The sequence below is a fragment of the Acinetobacter sp. RW6 genome, assembly GCF_041956835.1.
Taxonomy (GTDB): Bacteria; Pseudomonadota; Gammaproteobacteria; order Pseudomonadales; family Moraxellaceae; genus Acinetobacter; species Acinetobacter calcoaceticus.
In genome coordinates, this window is the sequence record NZ_CP167121.1 from 3,401,110 (window position 1) to 3,424,214 (window position 23,105).

At 39.9% G+C, this 23,105-nt stretch carries 15 protein-coding genes, 2 tRNA genes, 3 rRNA genes and 2 pseudogenes; 11 read left to right on the forward strand and 11 right to left on the reverse strand.

From position 1 onward, the window contains the following. Positions 1-12: 12 nt before the first annotated feature. The 4 genes from ileS (at position 13) to ACB088_RS16105 (ending at position 4,536) form a co-directional block, all read left to right on the forward strand. A complete protein-coding gene (gene ileS / locus ACB088_RS16090) occupies positions 13-2,850 on the forward strand; it encodes an isoleucine--tRNA ligase (protein ID WP_375037444.1) in 2,838 nt (945 codons plus the stop codon). After that, positions 2,843-3,373, forward strand: a complete 531-nt coding sequence (gene lspA / locus ACB088_RS16095; RefSeq protein WP_003655819.1) for a signal peptidase II — start codon at positions 2,843-2,845, stop codon at positions 3,371-3,373. Before ileS ends, lspA begins: the two co-directional genes overlap by 8 nt. A gap of 1 nt (position 3,374) precedes the next feature. Beyond that, positions 3,375-3,857, forward strand: coding sequence for a peptidylprolyl isomerase (locus ACB088_RS16100; RefSeq protein ID WP_005037703.1), 483 nt, complete (start codon positions 3,375-3,377; stop codon positions 3,855-3,857). A gap of 136 nt (positions 3,858-3,993) precedes the next feature. Beyond that, on the forward strand, positions 3,994-4,536 hold the full coding sequence (locus tag ACB088_RS16105) for an NADPH-dependent FMN reductase (RefSeq protein ID WP_004640308.1): 543 nt from the start codon (positions 3,994-3,996) through the stop codon (positions 4,534-4,536). Between the two features lie 46 nt (positions 4,537-4,582). Here ACB088_RS16105 and ACB088_RS16110 read toward each other — a convergent pair whose 3' ends face one another. The 8 genes from ACB088_RS16110 to ACB088_RS16145 all read right to left on the reverse strand — a co-directional run bounded on the left by ACB088_RS16110 (position 4,583) and on the right by ACB088_RS16145 (position 12,774). Next, a complete protein-coding gene (locus ACB088_RS16110; RefSeq protein ID WP_375037445.1) occupies positions 4,583-4,894 on the reverse strand; it encodes an ankyrin repeat domain-containing protein in 312 nt (103 codons plus the stop codon). Positions 4,895-5,203: 309 nt separating this feature from the next. Then, positions 5,204-5,318, reverse strand: a 5S ribosomal RNA gene (rrf, locus tag ACB088_RS16115). Between the two features lie 182 nt (positions 5,319-5,500). Then, positions 5,501-8,394: ribosomal RNA gene (locus tag ACB088_RS16120) — 23S ribosomal RNA — on the reverse strand. Between the two features lie 372 nt (positions 8,395-8,766). Further along, a tRNA-Ala gene (locus ACB088_RS16125) sits at positions 8,767-8,842 on the reverse strand. Positions 8,843-8,898: 56 nt separating this feature from the next. Then, a tRNA-Ile gene (locus ACB088_RS16130) sits at positions 8,899-8,975 on the reverse strand. 59 nt (positions 8,976-9,034) lie between these two features. Then, positions 9,035-10,572: ribosomal RNA gene (locus ACB088_RS16135) — 16S ribosomal RNA — on the reverse strand. The 16S, 23S and 5S rRNA genes sit together here with 2 tRNA genes alongside, the layout of an rRNA operon. A gap of 422 nt (positions 10,573-10,994) precedes the next feature. After that, positions 10,995-11,546 (reverse strand): peptidylprolyl isomerase, encoded by a 552-nt coding sequence (locus ACB088_RS16140; RefSeq protein ID WP_199991531.1) that lies wholly within the window; start codon positions 11,544-11,546, stop codon positions 10,995-10,997. 157 nt (positions 11,547-11,703) lie between these two features. Beyond that, positions 11,704-12,774 (reverse strand): alpha/beta hydrolase, encoded by a 1,071-nt coding sequence (locus ACB088_RS16145; RefSeq protein WP_199991532.1) that lies wholly within the window; start codon positions 12,772-12,774, stop codon positions 11,704-11,706. 211 nt (positions 12,775-12,985) lie between these two features. Between ACB088_RS16145 and ACB088_RS16150 the strand changes: the two genes are divergently transcribed. Next, complete coding sequence (locus tag ACB088_RS16150; RefSeq protein ID WP_375037446.1) at positions 12,986-13,348, forward strand: hypothetical protein; 363 nt, start codon at positions 12,986-12,988, stop codon at positions 13,346-13,348. Between the two features lie 167 nt (positions 13,349-13,515). Here the strand turns inward: ACB088_RS16150 and ACB088_RS16155 are convergent, their stop codons facing one another. After that, positions 13,516-13,746 (reverse strand): hypothetical protein, encoded by a 231-nt coding sequence (locus ACB088_RS16155; protein ID WP_217484449.1) that lies wholly within the window; start codon positions 13,744-13,746, stop codon positions 13,516-13,518. A gap of 392 nt (positions 13,747-14,138) precedes the next feature. Beyond that, positions 14,139-15,005 (reverse strand): MBL fold metallo-hydrolase, encoded by an 867-nt coding sequence (locus tag ACB088_RS16160; RefSeq protein WP_375037447.1) that lies wholly within the window; start codon positions 15,003-15,005, stop codon positions 14,139-14,141. Positions 15,006-15,112: 107 nt separating this feature from the next. Between ACB088_RS16160 and ACB088_RS16165 the strand changes: the two are divergent. From ACB088_RS16165 to ACB088_RS16190, 6 genes and pseudogenes are all read left to right on the forward strand, one after another. Further along, positions 15,113-16,041: pseudogene (locus ACB088_RS16165) on the forward strand (LysR family transcriptional regulator). A 128-nt stretch (positions 16,042-16,169) separates the two neighbouring features. After that, the gene (gene grpE / locus ACB088_RS16170; RefSeq protein ID WP_092710918.1) at positions 16,170-16,724 is read left to right on the forward strand and encodes a nucleotide exchange factor GrpE; all 555 of its coding nucleotides are present in this window, start codon (positions 16,170-16,172) and stop codon (positions 16,722-16,724) included. Between the two features lie 118 nt (positions 16,725-16,842). Continuing rightward, on the forward strand, positions 16,843-18,783 hold the full coding sequence (gene dnaK, locus ACB088_RS16175; RefSeq protein ID WP_003656004.1) for a molecular chaperone DnaK: 1,941 nt from the start codon (positions 16,843-16,845) through the stop codon (positions 18,781-18,783). Between the two features lie 330 nt (positions 18,784-19,113). Then, entirely contained in the window at positions 19,114-20,031 is a 918-nt protein-coding gene (locus tag ACB088_RS16180; protein ID WP_375037448.1) for a matrixin family metalloprotease, read from the forward strand. A gap of 81 nt (positions 20,032-20,112) precedes the next feature. Then, positions 20,113-21,124: pseudogene (locus tag ACB088_RS16185) on the forward strand (M57 family metalloprotease). A 101-nt stretch (positions 21,125-21,225) separates the two neighbouring features. Then, positions 21,226-21,600, forward strand: coding sequence for a hypothetical protein (locus ACB088_RS16190; protein ID WP_080595501.1), 375 nt, complete (start codon positions 21,226-21,228; stop codon positions 21,598-21,600). Between the two features lie 62 nt (positions 21,601-21,662). Here ACB088_RS16190 and ACB088_RS16195 read toward each other — a convergent pair whose 3' ends face one another. Then, positions 21,663-22,955 carry a lytic murein transglycosylase gene (locus ACB088_RS16195; RefSeq protein ID WP_375037449.1) on the reverse strand — a complete coding sequence of 431 codons (1,293 nt, stop codon included), beginning with the start codon at positions 22,953-22,955 and terminating at the stop codon, positions 21,663-21,665. Positions 22,956-23,105: the final 150 nt, after the last annotated feature.

A 23,105-nucleotide genomic window follows, 5' to 3' on the forward strand; every position in this document is an offset into this window, starting at 1 on the left:
ATGAAAACTTGCATGAGCGATAAGCAAACTCCTGAGAATGCAGTGGACTACAAAGCCACGCTAAACCTGCCGGATACTCAATTTGCAATGAAAGCAAATTTGGCAGTACGTGAAGTGAAATGGTTAGAAGAGTGGTATACCGACAACATTTATCAGCAGATTCGTGCATCGCGTATTGGCAAGAAAAAATATATTTTGCATGATGGCCCTCCATATGCGAACGGTACAATTCACTTAGGCCATGCGGTCAACAAAGTACTCAAAGACGTTATTGTAAAAAGCCGTACTCTGTCAGGTTTCGATGCGCCTTATGTACCGGGCTGGGACTGTCATGGTTTGCCAATCGAGCTAAAAGTTGAAGAAAAAGTAGGTAAAGTTGGCGAAAAAGTTGACGCGGCTACTTTCCGTAAACTTTGTCGTGAATACGCACTAAAACAAATTGATTTACAGCGTAATGACTTTAAGCGTCTAGGTATTTTAGGCGACTGGGATAATCCTTATCTCACCATGAACTATAAACAAGAAGCCGATATCGTTCGTGCTTTAGGTTTAATTCAAAAAAATGGTCATATCCAGCCGGGCTTAAAGCCAGTGAACTGGTGTATGGACTGTGGTTCTGCGCTTGCTGAAGCTGAAGTTGAATACGAAGATAAAAAATCTGATGCAATTGATGTTGGTTTTGGCGTTGTCGATCTAAAAGATTTAAGTGCTCGTTTAAATGTAGACGTTCAAGATCCAACAGATATCGTGATCTGGACCACTACACCGTGGACATTACCTGCGAACCAAGCCGTTGCTTTGCACGCAGAAATTGAATATCAATTGGTACAAGTGACTACTGAGCGTGGTAAGCAAAACTTCATTCTTGCTAAAGACCTTGTTGCTTCAGCGATTGAACGCTATAAACTTGAAAATCCAGTAGTTTTAGCAGACTTTACTGGTAGCAAACTTGAAAACCTTACATTACAACACCCGCTACTCACTGATCGTCAAGTTCCAGTGATTTTAGGTGAACACGTTATCGCAACAAGCGGTACAGGTGCAGTACATACAGCTCCTGGCCATGGTGCAGACGACTATAAAGTAGGTCTTCAATATAACCTTACAGTAGATAATCCAGTGGGTGGTAATGGTGTTTATTTACCAACTGCCCCTATCTATGCTGGTGAGCACATCTATAAAGCCAATCCAAAGATTATCGAAGCTTTGGGTGCTGTAGGCCGTTTATGGGCGCATCAACCAATCAAACACAGTTATCCGCACTGCTGGCGTCATAAAACCCCTATTATTTTCCGTGCAACCCCGCAATGGTTTATTAGCATGGATCAAAAGGGCTTACGTGAAGGCGCCATTAATGCAATTGAAAACGATATCGAGTTTGTACCGAACTGGGGTAAAAACCGTATCGAATCAATGATTGAAGGACGTCCGGACTGGTGTATCTCACGTCAACGTACTTGGGGTGTGCCAATTCCATTCTTCGTTCATAAAGATACGAACGAATTACACCCGCGTACACCTGAATTAATCGAAGAAGTTGCTAAACTTATCGAACAAGAAGGTATCGAAGCATGGTTCAAACGTGACGCGAAAGACTTCATTGGTGAAGATGCTGAACAATATAACGCTATTCGCGATACCCTCGATGTATGGTTCGATTCTGGCACAACGCATTACGCTGTACTTGAACAACGTGAAGATCTAGAAAGTCCTGCCGATTTATATTTAGAAGGTTCAGACCAGCACCGTGGTTGGTTCCAGTCTTCTTTATTAACTTCTATGGCAATTCACAATCGTGCACCATACAAAGCATTGTTAACACATGGCTTTACGGTTGATGAAAATGGTCGTAAGTTATCGAAATCTTTAGGCAACTATATTCCACTTGAAGAAATCATCAAACAACTTGGCGCTGATGGTTTACGTTTGTATGTGGCTTCTAGTGACTATCGCTATGAAATCGCGGCATCTAAAGAAATCTTTAGCCGTGTAAGTGATAGCTACCGTCGTATTCGTAATACATTACGTTTCTTGCTTGCTAACTTAAATGGTTTCAAACCAAGCACAGATGCTTTGGCAGTAGATGACCTCATCGCTCTCGACCAATACATCTTGCAGCGTGCGAATGAAGTACAACAAACGATTATCACTGCCTATGAAGAAATGAACTTCCATGTGGTGTGTAGTGCGTTAACAAGCTTCTGTATTAATGACTTAGGTGGTTTCTACCTCGATATTATCAAAGATCGTCAGTACACCACTAAAGCGGATTCTCAGGCACGTCGTTCTGCACAAACAGCGCTTTACCATATTGTCCAAGCATTTATCCGTTGGATGAGCCCAATCTTAAGCTTTACCGCTCAAGAAGCATGGCCACTCATTCCAGAACAAACTGAAAAGTATGTATTTACTTCAGAATGGTATGAGCTACCGGTTTCATCAAAAGCAAACTTGCTTTCTGAAGAAGATTGGCAAACATTGATTAGCGTAAAATCTGCAGTAAATAAACAGATTGAAGCAGCACGTAACGCTAAACTTGTCGGCAGTAATCTTTCAGCCAAAGTTGAACTTTGGGCAAATGAATCATTACAAACAGTTTTAAACCAACTGGCTGATGAACTCCGTTTTGTTCTTATTACTTCAGAAGTAGTAGTACATCCATTTGCTGAACAAGGTGAAGCAACTGAAATGGAAGGCTTACGTGTACAAATATCTGCAGCTGAAGGTGAAAAATGCGCACGTTGCTGGCATGTCCTTCCAGATGTAAATACACATGCCGATCATCCTGGTTTATGTGGTCGTTGTATTGTGAACGTCACTGGTCGTGGCGAAGTGAGAAAATATGCCTAATTCACAAGCTAAAAAAGGCTTATTCCAGTTTTATCCACACAACCTAATTTGGCTTGGACTTTCTGTCCTTGCCATTGTGTTGGATCAATGGACAAAATGGATTGCAAGTACACATCTGAACTACGCGGATCCAGTACCTGTGCTTCCATTTTTAAACTGGACACTATTACATAACTATGGTGCAGCCTTTAGCTTTTTATCTGATGCAGGAGGATGGCAACGCTATTTCTTCACATCTTTAGCAGGCTTAGTTTCAATCCTTTTCGTATTTTGGTTGCTTCGTATGCCTAAAAAAATGGTGGTGCTACCTGTAGCCATCGCTTTAATTTTAGGTGGAGCATTAGGCAATTTAATTGACCGTATTACTTTGGGCTATGTGGTCGATTTCATTCATGTTTATTACCAAAATCACCACTTTCCAGCTTTTAATATTGCGGACAGTGCCATTACCCTAGGTACCATCTTACTACTCATCGATACATTCTTCCTTGAGAAGCAACGTAACCAAAATTCGGATGCATAATATGACCGAAATTATCCAACCTAACGAAGAAATTCGTATTACAGACGGCTCTAAAGTCGATCTACATTTTTCTGTTGCTATTGAAAATGGCGTAGAAATCGATAATACCCGTAACCGTGAAGAACCAGTTACTCTTACTATTGGCGATGGCAACCTTTTACCTGGTTTTGAGAAAGCATTATTTGGTTTACGTGCAGGCGACCGTCGTACGGTACATCTTCCACCTGAAGATGCATTTGGACCATGGAATCCAGAAAACATTCAAACTTTCGATACGGTTAAGTTTGAACAACGCCCGATTCCTGGCCATATGATTGAGTTTGAAGATAAGGCAAAAACAACCTTATTCGGTGTAGTGAAGTCAGTGAATGACGACATTACAGAAATTGATTTTAATCACCCGTTAGCTGGGAAAAACATTACCTTTGAAGTAGAAATATTCAAGGTAACTCCCGAAGGCCAACAGGGCATTAAACTCATATAAATAAAAAGCCCTCTTAATGAGGGCTTTTTATTATTCAATTTTTTATTGATGACATAAGAATCCTTACAAATTCTATATTCTCTCCCACCTATATAATGAATTAACTTATAAAGATAAAAATTCTTAGGAAACATACATGCTGGTCTATATTATCGTAGGAAGTGTTCGTGAAGGACGTACAGCAATTAAAGTTGCCAATTGGCTAGAAACCACAATTCCAACATTGGGTCTAAACGATTTCCAAACAGAAGTCGTCGATTTAAAAGAATGGGATTTACCTCTTTTTTCAGGCTCTCACCCACCCGCTACCGGAATTTATGATCAACCTAAACAACAAGAATGGGCAAACAAAATTGCTCAAGCAGATGCTTTTATCTTTATTAGCCCAGAATACAACCATGGTTACAGTCCAGCCTTAAAAAATGCTCTCGACTATGTTGGTAAAGAATGGAGCGATAAACCTGCTGCATTTATTGGATATGGTTCAACTAATGGCTCTCGCTCTATTAGCCAAATACGTCAAGTCACCTCAAGTTTAAGTATTGTTGACCCGAATGCTGTGATAGAGATACGAGATATATTTAAACGTAATAAAGATGAAAAATTCGAAGCAAATGAATTTGAAGTAAAAGGACTTCAATCAATTGTTGAGAAACTACAGAAATATCATTTAGCTTAAAACCAAAAGGCCTCTAATTAAATAAAAGAGGCCTTTATTTACAGTTTCATAAACTCTTTAAGTAATGCACTATATCTATATTACTAGCCATTTCTGCAAGCCGTAGTGCTGTGTATTCACTCTTATAATCGACATGAGCTCCCTTTTCGACTAATAGTTTAACCACCTCTAGATGATCATTCTCGGCAGCTGCTTGTAAAGCACTATAGCCTTCATCATCTGCCTGATTAGGATCTTGTCCTTCTAAAAGTAATTGCTCTACCTGATCTAGATCACCTAAAGAAGCCCAATAGACCAATTCGGGAAGAGAGAGTTCTTCATCGTCTTCAGGTATTGAAGAGAAGGAATTAATTTTCACGTAAACACCTAAAAATAACAAACTTCATCGTTATTATATTCATAGAACACGACTAGTGTACAAATCTGATTTTGAACCTAAATTTCATTGCCTTTAATTTCTTTGGCTCCTATCTACTCTAGAAAAAGGTCTTCGCACTGCTTTAAAACACGCTCGTAGACAGTTATAAATGGATTTTATCGATTAGATATTTTTGTTAATTAATTGATATTTACGCAGGCTTACTGTTTCTAAATTCTTTATTTTCGTCATTTATTTCAGACATAAAAAAACACCCCCAACTGTTAAGTTGAGGGTGTTTGAATAATGAGCTGGCGATGACTTACTCTCACATGGGAAACCCCACACTACCATCAGCGCTAAGAGGTTTCACTTCTGAGTTCGGGAAGGGATCAGGTGGTTCACTCTTGCTATGGTCGCCAGCACAACTGGTATGGATACTTGCATTGGTCTTATTAGTTGCCGATGCGTTTTCCAAATCTTTACAGATGGGCTGATTGAGTCTTACTTTATTTTGTTCATTTTAGCTAAGCGTATAACTAAATCAAGTTGCTTTGCATATTAATGAATCGATTGATGCTTTATATACAACTGCTTGGGTGTTGTATAGTCAAGCCTCACGAGCAATTAGTATTGGTCAGCTTCACATATCACTATGCTTCCACATCCAACCTATCAACGTCCTAGTCTCGAACGGCTCTTTAGAGGACATAAAGTCCTAGGGAAATCTTATCTTGAGGTAGGCTTCCCGCTTAGATGCTTTCAGCGGTTATCCCTTCCGAACATAGCTACCCGGCGATGCGACTGGCGTCACAACCGGTACACCAGAGGTTCGTCCACTCTGGTCCTCTCGTACTAGGAGCAGATCCTCTCAAATTTCCAGCGCCCACGGTAGATAGGGACCGAACTGTCTCACGACGTTCTAAACCCAGCTCGCGTACCTCTTTAAATGGCGAACAGCCATACCCTTGGGACCTGCTTCAGCCCCAGGATGAGATGAGCCGACATCGAGGTGCCAAACACCGCCGTCGATATGAACTCTTGGGCGGTATCAGCCTGTTATCCCCAGAGTACCTTTTATCCGTTGAGCGATGGCCCTTCCATACAGAACCACCGGATCACTAAGACCTACTTTCGTACCTGCTCGACTTGTGGGTCTCGCAGTTAAGCGCGCTTTTGCCTTTATACTCTACGCGTGATTTCCGACCACGCTGAGCGCACCTTCGTACTCCTCCGTTACTCTTTAGGAGGAGACCGCCCCAGTCAAACTACCCACCAGACATGGTCCTCGCCCCGGATTACGGGGCAGAGTTAGAACCTCAACATTACCAGGGTGGTATTTCAAGGACGGCTCCATTGGAACTAGCGTTCCAACTTCAAAGCCTCCCACCTATCCTACACAAGTAAGGTCAAAGTTCAATGTCAAGCTGCAGTAAAGGTTCACGGGGTCTTTCCGTCTAGCCGCGGGTACACTGCATCTTCACAGCGATTTCGATTTCACTGAGCCTCTGCTGGAGACAGCGCCGCCATCATTATGCCATTCGTGCAGGTCGGAACTTACCCGACAAGGAATTTCGCTACCTTAGGACCGTTATAGTTACGGCCGCCGTTTACTGGGGCTTCGATCAAGAGCTTCGCTTACGCTAACCCCATCAATTAACCTTCCAGCACCGGGCAGGCATCACACCCTATACGTCCACTTTCGTGTTTGCAGAGTGCTATGTTTTTAATAAACAGTTGCAGCGGCCTGGTTTCTGTGGCTGTCATCAGCTCAGGAAGCAAGTTCCATCACCAACAACAGCGTACCTTCTCCCGAAGTTACGGTACCATTTTGCCTAGTTCCTTCAGCAGAGTTCTCTCAAGCGCCTTGGTCTACTCGACCTGACCACCTGTGTCGGTTTAGGGTACGATTCCTGTGTAACTGAAGCTTAGAGACTTTTCCTGGAAGCATGGTATCAGCCACTTCGCTGTACAAGTACAGCTTGCTATCAGATCTCAGCATAGAGCACCCCGGATTTGCCTAAGATGCATGCCTACTTCCTTTCACCTGGACAACCAACGCCAGGCTGACTTAACCTTCTCCGTCCTCTCATCGCATTACACAGAAGTATTGGAATATTAACCAATTTCCCATCGACTACGCCTTTCGGCCTCGCCTTAGGGGTCGACTCACCCAGCCCCGATTAACGTTGGACTGGAACCCTTGGTCTTTCGGCGAACGGGTTTTTCACCCGTTTTGTCGTTACTCACGTCAGCATTCGCACTTCTGATACCTCCAGCATACTTCTCAATACACCTTCATCGGCTTACAGAACGCTCCCCTACCACTTGACTTAAAAGTCAAATCCGCAGCTTCGGCACATAGTTTTAGCCCCGTTACATCTTCCGCGCAGGCCGACTCGACTAGTGAGCTATTACGCTTTCTTTAAAGGGTGGCTGCTTCTAAGCCAACCTCCTAGCTGTCTATGCCTTCCCACATCGTTTCCCACTTAACTATGATTTTGGGGCCTTAGCTGGCGGTCTGGATTGTTTTCCTCTTGACTACGGACGTTAGCACCCGCAGTCTGTCTCCCGGATAGTACTCATAGGTATTCGGAGTTTGCATCGGTTTGGTAAGTCGGGATGACCCCCTAGCCGAAACAGTGCTCTACCCCCTATGGTATTCGTCCGAGGCGCTACCTAAATAGCTTTCGGGGAGAACCAGCTATCACCAGGCTTGATTAGCCTTTCACCCCTATCCACAAGTCATCCCCTGGCTTTTCAACGACAGTGGGTTCGGTCCTCCAGTTAGTGTTACCCAACCTTCAACCTGCTCATGGATAGATCGCCTGGTTTCGGGTCTATACCCAGCAACTAAACGCCCTATTAAGACTCGATTTCTCTACGGCTCCCCTATACGGTTAACCTCGCTACTGAATATAAGTCGCTGACCCATTATACAAAAGGTACGCAGTCACCGAACAAGTCGGCTCCCACTGCTTGTATGCATGCGGTTTCAGGATCTATTTCACTCCCCTCACAGGGGTTCTTTTCGCCTTTCCCTCACGGTACTGGTTCACTATCGGTCAGTCAGGAGTATTTAGCCTTGGAGGATGGTCCCCCCATATTCAGACAAGGTTTCACGTGCCTCGCCCTACTCGTCATCATTATGTGTGCCCTTTCGTGTACGGGAATATCACCCTCTACGTTCGCACTTCCCAGAGCGTTCCACTAAAACACACATAACTTAATGGGCTGATCCCCGTTCGCTCGCCGCTACTAAGGGAATCTCAATTGATTTCTTTTCCTAAGGGTACTGAGATGTTTCACTTCCCCTCGTTCGCCTTGCAACACTATGTATTCATGTTGCAATACCTACCTTAAAGTAGGTGGGTTCCCCCATTCAGAAATCTCCGGATCAAAGGATATTTGCCGCCTCCCCGGAGCTTATCGCAGGCTATTACGTCTTTCATCGCCTCTGACTGCCAAGGCATCCACCACATGCACTTAATTACTTGACTATACAACCCCAAACAGTCGTTATTACCTACAAGGAGTAATAAGACATGATCAATGATTTCTCATCAATCTCTTACAGTTTGAAGTACTGTGTATTTAAACACTGTACAGCTTCAATCTAATTCATATACCAAAACGCTTGATTCAGTTAATTTGCTAGTTCTCAATTAATTCCAAGATCAGAATTACTTCTTCTCTTTTCATTATTGAGTGAACAATTTATTTCAGACTCAATTTTGCCAATCTGTTAATGAATAAACATGCCTTCGTCAGGTCATGCTTAATACCGTGATACTTAAATCACAGAAGTTAATAAACTAAGATCTTACAACCTCTATTTACTAATTTCTGTAATCCGAACTTCTCTTAAGTTCTGGTGGAGACTAGGAGAGTCGAACTCCTGACCTCCTGCGTGCAAAGCAGGCGCTCTACCAACTAAGCTAAGTCCCCAGCTTACATCATCAGTTATGTATCTTCTTTTCTATAACTTCAACCAGTCAAAGTCATGGTGGGTCTGACAAGACTTGAACTTGTGACCCCACGCTTATCAAGCGTGTGCTCTAACCAACTGAGCTACAGACCCTCAGATACATCTATGAAGAACAACTTGTTGTGGATTCTTACCAATCGTCAATCTTTCGTTAAGGAGGTGATCCAGCCGCAGGTTCCCCTACGGCTACCTTGTTACGACTTCACCCCAGTCATCGGCCACACCGTGGTAAGCGTCCTCCTTGCGGTTAGACTACCTACTTCTGGTGCAACAAACTCCCATGGTGTGACGGGCGGTGTGTACAAGGCCCGGGAACGTATTCACCGCGGCATTCTGATCCGCGATTACTAGCGATTCCGACTTCATGGAGTCGAGTTGCAGACTCCAATCCGGACTACGATCGGCTTTTTGAGATTAGCATCCTATCGCTAGGTAGCAACCCTTTGTACCGACCATTGTAGCACGTGTGTAGCCCTGGCCGTAAGGGCCATGATGACTTGACGTCGTCCCCGCCTTCCTCCAGTTTGTCACTGGCAGTATCCTTAAAGTTCCCGACATTACTCGCTGGCAAATAAGGAAAAGGGTTGCGCTCGTTGCGGGACTTAACCCAACATCTCACGACACGAGCTGACGACAGCCATGCAGCACCTGTATGTAAGTTCCCGAAGGCACCAATCCATCTCTGGAAAGTTCTTACTATGTCAAGGCCAGGTAAGGTTCTTCGCGTTGCATCGAATTAAACCACATGCTCCACCGCTTGTGCGGGCCCCCGTCAATTCATTTGAGTTTTAGTCTTGCGACCGTACTCCCCAGGCGGTCTACTTATCGCGTTAGCTGCGCCACTAAAGCCTCAAAGGCCCCAACGGCTAGTAGACATCGTTTACGGCATGGACTACCAGGGTATCTAATCCTGTTTGCTCCCCATGCTTTCGCACCTCAGCGTCAGTGTTAGGCCAGATGGCTGCCTTCGCCATCGGTATTCCTCCAGATCTCTACGCATTTCACCGCTACACCTGGAATTCTACCATCCTCTCCCACACTCTAGCTAACCAGTATCGAATGCAATTCCCAAGTTAAGCTCGGGGATTTCACATTTGACTTAATTAGCCGCCTACGCGCGCTTTACGCCCAGTAAATCCGATTAACGCTTGCACCCTCTGTATTACCGCGGCTGCTGGCACAGAGTTAGCCGGTGCTTATTCTGCGAGTAACGTCCACTATCTGAAGGTATTAACTTCAGTAGCCTCCTCCTCGCTTAAAGTGCTTTACAACCATAAGGCCTTCTTCACACACGCGGCATGGCTGGATCAGGCTTGCGCCCATTGTCCAATATTCCCCACTGCTGCCTCCCGTAGGAGTCTGGGCCGTGTCTCAGTCCCAGTGTGGCGGATCATCCTCTCAGACCCGCTACAGATCGTCGCCTTGGTAGGCCTTTACCCCACCAACTAGCTAATCCGACTTAGGCTCATCTATTAGCGCAAGGTCCGAAGATCCCCTGCTTTCTCCCGTAGGACGTATGCGGTATTAGCATTCCTTTCGAAATGTTGTCCCCCACTAATAGGCAGATTCCTAAGCATTACTCACCCGTCCGCCGCTAAGTGATAGTGCAAGCACCATCACTCCGCTCGACTTGCATGTGTTAAGCCTGCCGCCAGCGTTCAATCTGAGCCATGATCAAACTCTTCAGTTAAAAATCATTTTGCACCTTATTAAAGACAAGGTGCCAATTCTGGCTCATCAATTTTCTGACTTAAATTTCGCTCAAATAAACTTCGAGTAATTTAAACCAATCAATCAATGATAATATTTCGATCGATCAATCAGTAAAAATCCACACAAGTTGTTCTTCATAATCTCTTAATGATCTTTCTGCTCTTCGTCAGAGACAGAATTCAACGCAATACTAAGCTTTTCATCTTAACCCTGTAAGCTAAGATATTCTCATGTATCGCGTCGGGATGAGTGCATTATAGGGGAAAAAAAATGGTACGCAAGCACTTTTCTAAATATATGTGTTTGATCGATTCTTTTTCACCCAATCGAAATCAAAAAAAGTAAAAACAACGGTTTAAATTATTGATAATAAACAACAAATATTAAAATCTTTTATTTTCATTCTTTCTTGATTTTCACTTCTATTATCTTAATAGGTTGTTTAGGGACGTTCTGATGCATTCCATCAGTGATTGTCGGTACTTTTACAATACGGTCAACCACATCCATTCCTTTAATCACTTTTCCGAAAACTGCATAACCAGCATTACCAGCAGAGCGATTTAGAAAACTATTATCTGCGACATTAATAAAGAACTGACTAGTAGCAGAGTCAGGATTTGCGGTACGAGCCATTGCTAAGGTTCCGCGTGTGTTAGCAATCCCATTTCCAGCTTCGTTTTTGATTGGTGCTCGAGTGGTCTTTTCCTGCATATTTGCAGTAAGCCCACCGCCCTGTACCATGAAACCAGGAATTACGCGGTGGAATATCGTATCTTTATAAAAGTTCGACTTTATATAGCTTTTAAAATTCTTGACACTGCTTGGAGCTTTCTCATCATAAAGCTGTATTTCAATGTTGCCTAAATTTGTTTGCATTTCAACTAAAGTGTCAGCCCAGACTGAATGACTGCTTAAACCCAAGCAACATAGCATTAATAATTTTTTCATATCTTCCTACAGTAAAATGCAAAACTTAATAAAGGTTAAATTTAATCGTCTATATAAAAGAATTCTAGTGAGTATTTATTATCTTTTATTTAAAGCCTTATATTTTAGATTTGAGTATGAGTCCACGTTCCACGTGAAACATGGACCAAACTTTTATTTAGCTATTTTTATCCCAAAATTTTCTAAAGTTTTTACTGAACTCAATGGTGTTACGTTTGGCCTTTTTAGAAATAGGCGTCAGATTTATAAATCCATGTGTTTGATCTGAGTATTCTTCATAATGCATTTTGACGCCATTTTGGCGTAGCTTATAGCTATAGATTTTCCCTTCATCATGTAATACGTCATGCCCAGCAGTAATCACAAAAGCCGGAGGATTCTTCTTCAAGTTGCCATAGGTTGGAGAAATAATTGGATCATCTAGTTCTACGTTATGCTGGTTTGCATAGTATTGAGTGACATTATCGATATCTTTATCTGTCAAAACCAATCCTTCGTTATAGGCATAGAAGGATGGATGTCGGCTCTTGAAATCGACCGCAGGGTAAATAAGAAGTTGGGCCTGTGGAGCATAAGGCTTATTTACTGATCGTTGAGCCACGACTGTACTAATGTTTCCACCTGCACTATCACCAGCTACCGCAATTCGACCTTTTAATATTTTTAATTGTCTACGATTTTGATATACCCAAGCCAAAGCATCTTCACAAGATTGGATTAAATGTTGAGGAGAAACCTCTGGCGCAAGAGGATAATCGATACTGAGTACTTGTACTTTTGCATATTTTGCCAATATACGACACGCCTCATCATGAGTATCTAATCCACCCACAACAAATCCCCCTCCGTGATAAAAAACAAGAAGAGGCAATTTTTTATTAGATGCCGGGTGGTAGTGTCTCGCGAAAACGGTTCCACTTTGAAGAGGTAAACGAATATCTTCTACTGAATCAATCTCTGTTGATTTCTGACGTATGGCTAACATTTGCGTATCAAACTGTCGTCTAGATTCAATTGGATCTGGACCAATAAAACCGATACGCCCCTGCTTAATTTGTACAGCCATCAGACATTTAGTAAATGAGTCCAGATCTGGATATTGGTAAGAATACCCAAGAATTTTGGCAAGTGATTCTTGAGCTAATCGAGGTAACTTATCAAGAGCTCGAGCAGCGGGCCCTTGGCCCTTATCTAGCAATGTTTGAATTTTTTGATTAAATGCTGTCATGCCTATCTCCATGAATTCCTCTTATCCTTCATATTTTCTACAGAATTCTGTTGCTGTTTGACTATATTCGCATACAACTCATGTAATCAAGATACAAAGGTAAAAACTAAATTACGCTAATCTGATTTAAAGCAAATGTCATTAACAAATCTGTCGTTTCAAGCAGGAGTTTTTTGCCAATTATTGTTAACAGACAAAAAGAGGTAAGATTATGTCAACAAAACTAGTTGTTACTTTATTAGCAACCAGTCTATTAACGGTAGGCTGTGTTGCTTATACGGATGACCCTTCTTATCGTGGTGGCTATGGTTATCATGATACTAATCGCTATGATCGCAATGATGGACGTCGATATAATGATTGGGAACGGAAGCGTTGGGAAGAGCGTAAAAGAGTATATGAACAACAACGTAGAGACGCTCGCAAACAGGACCGAAACCGTCATGAGTGGGATAAAAGACGCCATGACGAGGATAAAAAACACCGTGATGACGATAAAAGACGTCACCAATGGGATAAAAAACGAGTAGAAGATCGAGATCATAATCGTCGAGATTCTCGTCATGATGACTAAATTCGTTACTATATAAAAAGCCCCAATAAGTTAAGTCTTTTGGGGCTTTTTTGAGAATTCTAAATTCTCTTAATTATAGAATAATGAGTAGCAGCTCATTTCATATATAAATCGGCATCTTGAATATATGTATTCTATAATCTTTTAACTGTTCTTATTACTAAGAATTACTGAGCTGTTGCAGAACCTGAAACAGAACCAGAAGCACCAGCATCAACTTGACCTGGTTGTGCTTGACCAGAAACACCAGCATCTACACCTACATCTGCTTGTACGCCAGATGGGCTAGCACTTGTTTGAGCAGAACCTGATGCGTTTAAACCAGCTTCAGATGCACAACCAACAGCTGTAAAAGCAACACCAGCAAGTACTACAGAGATAAGACCTAATTTTTTCATAATCGCTTTCCTTTCATTACGACAAACACTTAAATGCAAAGATCATCTTTGCGCTGCCTATAATTCACAATTTTTTTTTCTGGCGTGCGTATCATTGGTTGTCTTTTGTAGTAATAGAAGTACAAATTGTGCAATTTTTTATTAAATTCTCTTCCTTAGCTTCATCTCTACCTTTTATATAAAAGTAGCAACTTAAGCTTTTGTTTAATTTTATCAATTTTTAATTTTTATCTTAGTCTTTTTCTCTGCTCAAAAAAATTCTCTTTATAGAAACACTATATAAGGTGCGTAGAATGTTACAGAGGTTTTTTTGATTAAAAATTCCTTTTCCCATTAAAAAAGCCGGGTATAGACCACGGCTTTTTTTAAAATTGATTATATTCCGATTTAAATTAAGGCCATTGCATCTCGCCTTTTACAACTTTTGCACCTAGCTCTAGGCTATCCACACTTTTTAATGTTGGATATTGTTTCTGCATGAGCTGGCTCAGCTCACCCGCATTTTTACTTACTTTGGCCGCTTTCTCATAGCTCTTGAGATAGTCGATCGAAAAGTTAACTGCATCCAAACCTTGAGGAGCTCCTTCAACCATATGGGCAGGAACCACCGTTTGAGGTTGAAGTGCTTTAATGCTTTCTAGAGTTTGAATCACTTCATTGCGGTCTTTAAATTTTGGTGTATCTGCCATCCATAAATGAATACCTGAAGATACAGGGATACCACCTACTACTGCTTTTGAAGAAGGAATCCATAAATAAGTGAGTTCTTTCTTACCTTTAATTTCGATTGACTCATTCTCTAGCTTTAAAGTTTTAGCAGTATAAGCTTGAGGCATAATAATTTGGCTAGGTGCATTTGCACCCATTTGTGGTCCCCAATATTTCACTTTCAGCGCTTGAGTATCTTGAATATGTTTAACAGTTTCCGGAGTTGCAATGATTTGTACATTTGGGAAGTACTGTTTAAATACATCTAAGCCAAAGTAATAGTCCGGATCACCATAACTTACGAAAATTGTCTTTAGCGTTTTACCGCTATCGAGAATATCGGCAGCAATACGTAATGCTTCAGATTTTGAGAATTGCGCATTGACCAATAGAACTTCTTTATCACCTTCAATTAAAGTAGAAGTCACACCAAAATGTTCTGGTTTAGCCAGAAAACTTTGGATTTTTAGATCTTGTGCAAAAGCTGTGGAAGCCATCGTCAAAGCTGTAGCAGTTGCTAGAGCCGAAGCAGTTAATTTAAAAAATTTCATTATGTATTCTCCAATTTCATAAGGAATACTTTAAATTGCAATTTCTGTAAGGTAAATGCACTAAACTAAGATAAACTGTTGCATAAATTGTAATAATGATAAAGCATATGGACACATTAAAAGCCATACAAGTCTTTGTTTCTATTGCTCAGCATGGCAATTTAACCAAGGCCGCAGAACATCTTAATTATTCCCGTGCCATGGTTTCTCGCTATCTTGAACACCTAGAGCATACATTCTCAACTCGCCTATTTCAGCGGAATACTCGAAAAATATCTCTCACTCCAGCAGGTGAAAAAGCCCTCCTCTACTGCGAAAATATTTTGCAACAACAACAACTTCTACAAGAGCTAGCAGCACCCGAACAACATAACGGTACGATTCGTTTTACTTGTGGTTTATTTTTATTTCAATTAGGTGTTGGGGAATGTATTCGTCAATTTAAAAAGCAACATCCACATATTCAATTTGATGTATATCTTACTGAAAATACAATTGACTTGATTGACGCACAAGTCGATTTAGCTTTGCGTATAACGCAAAAAGTTGCAGATGGATTAATTGCGAGACCAGTCTGCCAGATCGAATCGGTATTTTGTGCTCATCCAGATTATTTAAAACAGCACAGCCCCCTCTCTCACCCAAGACAACTTATTCAATATGAATGTTTAGCTCACCATAGCCAGCATCAATACTGGACACTTTTTGATGAAGATCAACAACCACAGAATTATCCTTTAAACGTTACCTTTAAAAGTAATGATGTAAATGCTGTTTATGATATGTGTCTACATGCTCAGGGTGTAGCTATGTTGCCTTCACTATTAGTTAAAAAAGATTTAAAAGAAAAACGACTAGTTCCTTTATTTAAAAACTTTTCAGCGCCAGAGCTAAGTCTGTCAGTGGTATATGCATCTAGGCAGCATTTACCCAAAATAACTCAGGAATTTATTGCTTTTATGATCGAAAATTTAGATTTTTACTTAAAACCGCAAAATTAAAAGCTTTAAATTGTCGTGTACGCTTGAATTTTTAGGCAGTGCCCATACTTCATACCTATTAATGAATTACAGCATATGCATGGCAGTTCAGGTTTTACACAGTAAATACTGATGCCAAAAAGGACTGTACATGTTTAAAAACCCATTTAAACGGAGATCATCAATGGCTAATGAGCAAAATGAGCAAGCTCAAGACATTCAACACGAGCAAGCAGAGCAATCTAATGAGCAAACTCAGGCTGAAGGTGGAGAGCAAGCAAACGACGTTACCGTTGAATCTTTACAAGCGCAAATCACTAAATTAGAAGAAAGCCTTAAACTTGAAAAAGCACGTACAGCGAATGCTGTTTACGAAGCACAAAAAAGTGTAGAGCGTATTCAACGTGAGTCTGAGAAGCATAAGGAAACTGTGCTTGAAAAATTTGCAAAAGAATTGCTGGATTCTGTAGACAATCTAGAGCGTGCGATTCAAGCAGCGGGTGATGAAGAAACTCCTGTACTTGAGGGCATTAAGTTAACCTTGAAGTCACTATTAACCACGCTGGAAAAATTTGGTGTTGTAGAAGCTGACACTCAAAATGGTTTCAACGCAGAGTTACATCAAGCAGTGGGCATTGCCCCAGACGCTAAAGCGAATGAAATCGGTACCGTTTTACAAAAAGGCTATACCTTAAATGGTCGCTTATTGCGCCCTGCTATGGTTATGGTTGGTCAATAAATAAAAAATTGAGAGTTTTTAGATTTTTTTTCGCTAAAACGCTTGAAAAAAATAGATTCACTCTCATATCGGATAACAAGCAAAAACATTGCAAAAGAATTTTTGAGGAAAACGTCACATGGCAAAAATTATTGGTATTGACTTAGGTACTACCAACTCATGCGTTGCTGTACTTGAAGGCGATAAAGTAAAAGTAATCGAAAACGCTGAAGGCACACGTACAACTCCATCGATCATTGCTTATAAAGATGGCGAGATCTTAGTGGGTCAAAGTGCTAAGCGTCAGGCAGTAACTAACCCGAAAAATACATTATTCGCTATTAAGCGTTTAATTGGTCGTCGTTATGAAGATCAAGCGGTACAAAAAGACATCGGCCTTGTACCTTATAAAATCATCAAAGCTGACAATGGTGATGCTTGGGTAGAAGTAAACGATAAAAAATTAGCGCCTCAACAGATCTCTGCTGAAATCTTGAAAAAGATGAAAAAAACTGCAGAAGACTATTTAGGTGAAACAGTTACAGAAGCAGTTATTACTGTTCCTGCTTACTTTAACGATGCTCAACGTCAAGCAACTAAAGATGCGGGTAAAATCGCTGGTTTAGACGTTAAACGTATCATTAACGAACCAACTGCTGCTGCACTTGCGTTCGGTATGGACAAAAAAGAAGGCGATCGTAAAATTGCGGTTTACGACTTAGGTGGTGGTACTTTTGACGTATCGATCATTGAAATCGCAGACCTTGATGGCGACCAACAAATCGAAGTGTTATCAACCAATGGTGATACTTTCCTTGGTGGTGAAGACTTTGATAACGCGTTAATTGAATTCTTGGTTGAAGAATTTAAGAAAGAACAAAGTGTGAACTTGAAAAATGACCCACTTGCGTTACAACGTTTGAAAGAAGCTGCTGAAAAAGCAAAAATCGAGCTTTCTTCATCAAATGCAACTGAAATCAACCTTCCATACATCACTGCTGATGCAACTGGTCCTAAACACTTAGTGATCAATGTAACACGTGCAAAACTTGAAGGTTTAGTTGCTGATTTAGTTGCTCGTACAATTGAACCTTGCCGTATCGCGCTTAAAGATGCTGGTCTTTCGACTTCTGACATCTCTGACGTGATCTTGGTTGGTGGTCAGTCTCGTATGCCACTTGTACAACAAAAAGTACAAGAATTCTTTGGTAAAGAGCCACGTAAAGACGTAAACCCTGATGAAGCAGTTGCAATTGGTGCTGCGATTCAAGGTGCGGTATTGTCTGGTGACAAAACTGACGTTCTTTTATTAGACGTAACACCATTAACTTTAGGTATTGAAACAATGGGGGGTGTATTAACACCAATCATTGAGAAAAACACGACGATTCCTGCGAAGAAATCACAAGTGTTCTCTACTGCTGCTGACAACCAGCCTGCTGTAGACATTTCTGTTTACCAAGGTGAACGTAAGATGGCTCAACAAAACAAATTGTTGGGTAACTTCCAATTAGGCGACATTCCACCTGCTCCACGTGGTGTGCCACAAATTGAAGTATCTTTCGACATCAATGCTGATGGTATCTTGAAAGTATCTGCTAAAGATAAGAGCACTGGTAAAGAGCAATCAATCCAGATTAAAGCAAACTCAGGTTTGTCTGATGCTGAAATCGAAGCAATGATTAAAGATGCTGAAGCGAATGCTGAAGAAGATCGTAAGTTTGAAGAACTTGCAAAAGCTCGTAACGAAGCTGATGCATTAATTTCAAGCTCAAACAAAGCTGTAAAAGATCTTGGTGATAAAGTTACTGAAGATGAAAAAACAGCTGTAAGTACTGCGGTTTCTGAACTTGAATTAGCAACAAAAGAAAATGATGTTGAAGATATCAAAGCTAAAACTGAAGCTTTACAAAACATCTTAATGCCTATCACTCAACGTGCTTATGAACAAGCACAACAAGCTGGTGGTGCAGAAGGCTTTGATCCAAATGCATTCCAAGGTGGCGATGCAGGTCAACAAAAAGCTGACGATGGCGTTGTAGATGCAGAGTTTACTGAAGTTAAAGATGACAAAAAATAATTTGTTTCTTTAATAAAAAACCGCGCTTAGGCGCGGTTTTTTATTGGTTACAAAAAATAACAATAGCTTTTTAAAGGAGATTTTTAATTATCTTAATGTCAAAAAGATCAATGATAAAAACTAATCTATTAATTATAAAAAAGATTTTATAAACGAAAAGACATTGTTACTTATTACATTAATTATTCCATTATTGCCAAGTATAAAAACATCTTTTTAAATTTTTATAGCCAGATCACAAATTCCCCCACTCTCCTGCATTTTTTATCATTTTGACGAAATTAATTAAGTAGCTAACAATAAGATTTATTTATATTTTTTTATTTTGCCATGAAAAAATTTCTATGGTGGGGACTTAGCTTGTGTTTATGCATAGGCTTACAAACGACGATCTTTGCTCAAAGTAATCTACCAATTGGTTCATCTAATCAGCCTTTAAAGTATCGAATTGCTTTTATTGACCCACGGTTTCAACTCACTAAAGAGCAACTTATTGAAGTAAGCCAACAAGCTGCTGAAATCTGGCACAAAGAGACGGGAAAAACCTATTTTTCTTATGATTCAGAAGCGCAGTTAACAATTAACTTAATTTATGATGATCATCAAATTATTAAAAGTGAACAACAAGAAAATTTAAATGCTCTTTTACAAAAGCAGGAACAATGGCGCATTAAAAATGAAGAGATTATTTTAAACAAACAAGAAATTGATCAGCTATCATCTGATTTGAACAAAAAAAAGATCAGACTAAAAGCTGAATTTGAACACTATCAACGAGACGTAACATACTTTAATCAAGGGGAACATCGATACTATCTTGCCGATGAATTAAAAGAGCGACAAAATCAACTACAGCAAATATCTGGAAATTTGCAAAATGAATCAAATAATTTAAATTTTAGAATTCAAATGCTTAACATAAAAATTAAAGAACTAAATCAAGAGCAAAGCGATTTAACAACTTTAATGACACAATTTAAACTAGAACAAAAAGCCAGTATTCAGACCTTTCATAAAGGCTTATTCAGTCAAAACCATATTCAAATTTACGGTTATGCTTCTTTAAATGATTTACGTTTGACCCTTGCTCATGAGTTTGGCCATGCTTTAGGACTAAAACATACCACTGATCCCAAATCTTTAATGTACCCCCGTTTAAAAGAGCAAGATATTCATAATTTCAAATTAACAGATTCAGATTTAGAGTTATTAGGCTCAATTTATAGTTCAATTAAGGAAAATCATTAAAGTTAAATGATTAAAAAAACTAAATAAAACTAAACATATTAAATTTTATCTAAAAAATAATTTTGCATTTGGTAAAAACTAATGAGACTAAAGTCTCATTTATTTATCTTAATTGTATGTTTTTTGATTGATTTTTCACTTTATATTCTTATAATACGTTTTTTTTAAAATCTCCCCCTCTTCTATTATGCGTTTAACATCTTTGTTACTAGGCGTAGCCTTTGCTTTTTCTAATTTTCAGGCTAATGCTAATCTTGCCACTCCAGCTCATACTCAAATTCAGCAAAAAGCGGGGCAGCACCTGACTTATAAAATTGCTGAAATTGATCCACGTTTTGGTTTGAGCCAAGATCAATTGATTCAGATTAGCCAACAAGCTGCAGATATTTGGAAACAAGGCACTGGGCAGGATTATTTTACTTATGATCCAAATGCAAAGTTAGAAATTCGTCTAGTTTACGATAATGGTCAAAGTCGTTCTGAACAGCGTCAAAAAATTGCAGGTCAGTTCCAGCAAGAACAGCAACGTGTAATTGATGAACAGCAACAAATTAAGCAATTGAAGCAAACCCTTGGTCAAACTCAATCTGAACTTGAAAATAAAAAGCAGATTTTGAATGGCAAATTGAAAAATCTTGACCAGCAAATGATGCAACTTAACCAAGGCAAATTAGCACCTGAATATAGTGCTAAATCTTTGGCTAAAACCCAGAAAGATTTGCAAAAGCAAACTGTTGCTTTAAAGAAAGAAATTGCTGCATATAATGAGCAAGCTAAAGATTTAAATGTCAAAGTCACTCATTTTAATCAGATTAATAATGAGTTTAATAATTCATTAAATGAATTTAAGCAGAATGCTCAAGCAGATGTCTTTAAAAAAGGTATCTACAACGGCAAACAAATTGTGATTTATGAGTTCAAGTCTATTGATGATTTACGTTTGACGATTGCTCATGAGTTAGGACATGCACTTGGTTTAAAACACAGTGATCAGCCAAATGCATTGATGTACTCAGTTCGTAAAGATGGTGACAGAAAAATCACTGGCCTTACCGATGCTGATCGTGATCTATTGAGCGCTTTACCTCAATAATTAAGAACTTGATATAAAATGATGTATCTATTTCTAGATAGATACATCGAAATTCATATCAAAGTCATGTTATTGTGGTCATAAGAGCTAACGAAAATAGAATGGAGATCAAGATGAGTTACTATCATATCCTGATTGAAGTAAATGATCATATCAGCACAATTGAACAAACACGCGATATTGAACTGTTTGATATTATTGAAATCAAACCGTATCTTCATTCTATTCTAATTCCCTTTTTCAATGAGCATGAAATCGAGCTTGAAGATGAAAATATTGATTATAAAGATATTTTGCATCTTGAAGTGAAACAGACTCTGCTACCGATTGAACATTTAATTGAAGAAGAACAAAAGCAATTACCAAGTGATACAGATGTTACTATCACTGCGTATGAAATCTTTAATGATCGAGATTTAAGCCAAGATGTCACTTCAGTTATTTTTGATATATTAGAAGCGGTTAAATTAGATTAGCAATCTTATACAAATACTTATAAAAAAGGTCTGCATGTGCAGACCTTTTTATTATTTTCAGTTTATTGCATCATTTTTTGGGCTTGTTCTTGACGGAATGCGTGTAAGATTTGTTGCCCTGCTCGTCCGGTTGGATTTAAACCTAAACGAGTTTGCTCTTGACGAATAGCTACACGGGTTTTATCCCCAATAAGACCATCAACCGCGCCAATATCGTAGCCACGATTAATCAAAAACTGTTGGATTTCACGACGTTCTGCACGTGAAGTTCCTGGATCATCAGTTGGCCAAGATGTCGCAAAAGGACGAGCGCCTTTTAAACGATCAGATAGATGAGCAATTGCAAGGCCATAACTTTCCGCAGCGTTATAACTATAGATAGCATCAAAATTCTTAAACACTAAGAATACTGGACCATTTACACCTGCTGGTGCCATTAAACCTGCCGAAGTACTGCTAGATAAAGCCCCTTGAACAAGTGGAGAGCCGTCAATTCGAGTAACACCTCGCGCACTCCAGCTACTTAAAGCTTTCTTTGAGCGTCGCCCTTCTCCATCAATTGACATACCTTGGGGAACTTTTACTTCGAAACCCCATGGCATTCCTGCTTGCCAACCCGCTTTATTTAAGAAATTAGCCGTTGAAGCCAATGCATCAACTGTACTAGACACCAAATCGCGACGACCATCTCCATCAAAATCAACCGCTAAACGTTCATAGGTCGATGGCATAAATTGCGTATGTCCAAATGCCCCAGCCCATGAACCTTTCAGTTGATCTTCGGTTAAGTCACCACGCTGTAAAATACGCATTGTGGCAAAAAATTCAGTACGGAAATAACTTTGTCGGCGACCTTCACAACTTAAAGTTCCGAGTGCTTGTAATAAAGGATATTTTCCAGAAATATCACCAAAATTACTTTCAACACCCCACACTGCCACAATTGTTTCTGGTGGTACGCCGTAGGTTTGAGAAGCACGATTTAAAACATCGCGATATTGCGCCAACTTTTGTTTTCCAAGCTCAACACGCTCTTCATCGACCAAGCCAGAAAGATAATCCCAAATTGGTGTCGAAAATTCTGGTTGATAATTTAACTTATCAATAACCGAATAATCTGGAGTTAAGTTTTGAGTGTAACGATCATAGGTTGTACCAGAGACTCCAGCAGCAATCGCTTGAGAGCGTAAATTTGCCAAACAACTTTGGAAATTATTATTAGGCGTATAATTTTCGTTAGTCACTGCCGGAACAGTGGCACTGCTAGATATTGCAGAACCATTAATTACGAGCTCTGCTTGAGCCTGAGTCATTGCTAAAAATACAGAGCCAACAATACAAGAAAAACGTCGCATATTATCCCAGTTTCAATTTTTGAATTTAAATTTTTAAGTACCATACCATTATGAGTCTAAAATTTCAGAGAGAAAACGTAAATTTGAATTCATAATCTCTTCTTTAAATTCATTTCCAGTGTTTTAAATTCAAATTTTTCACTTTATTTT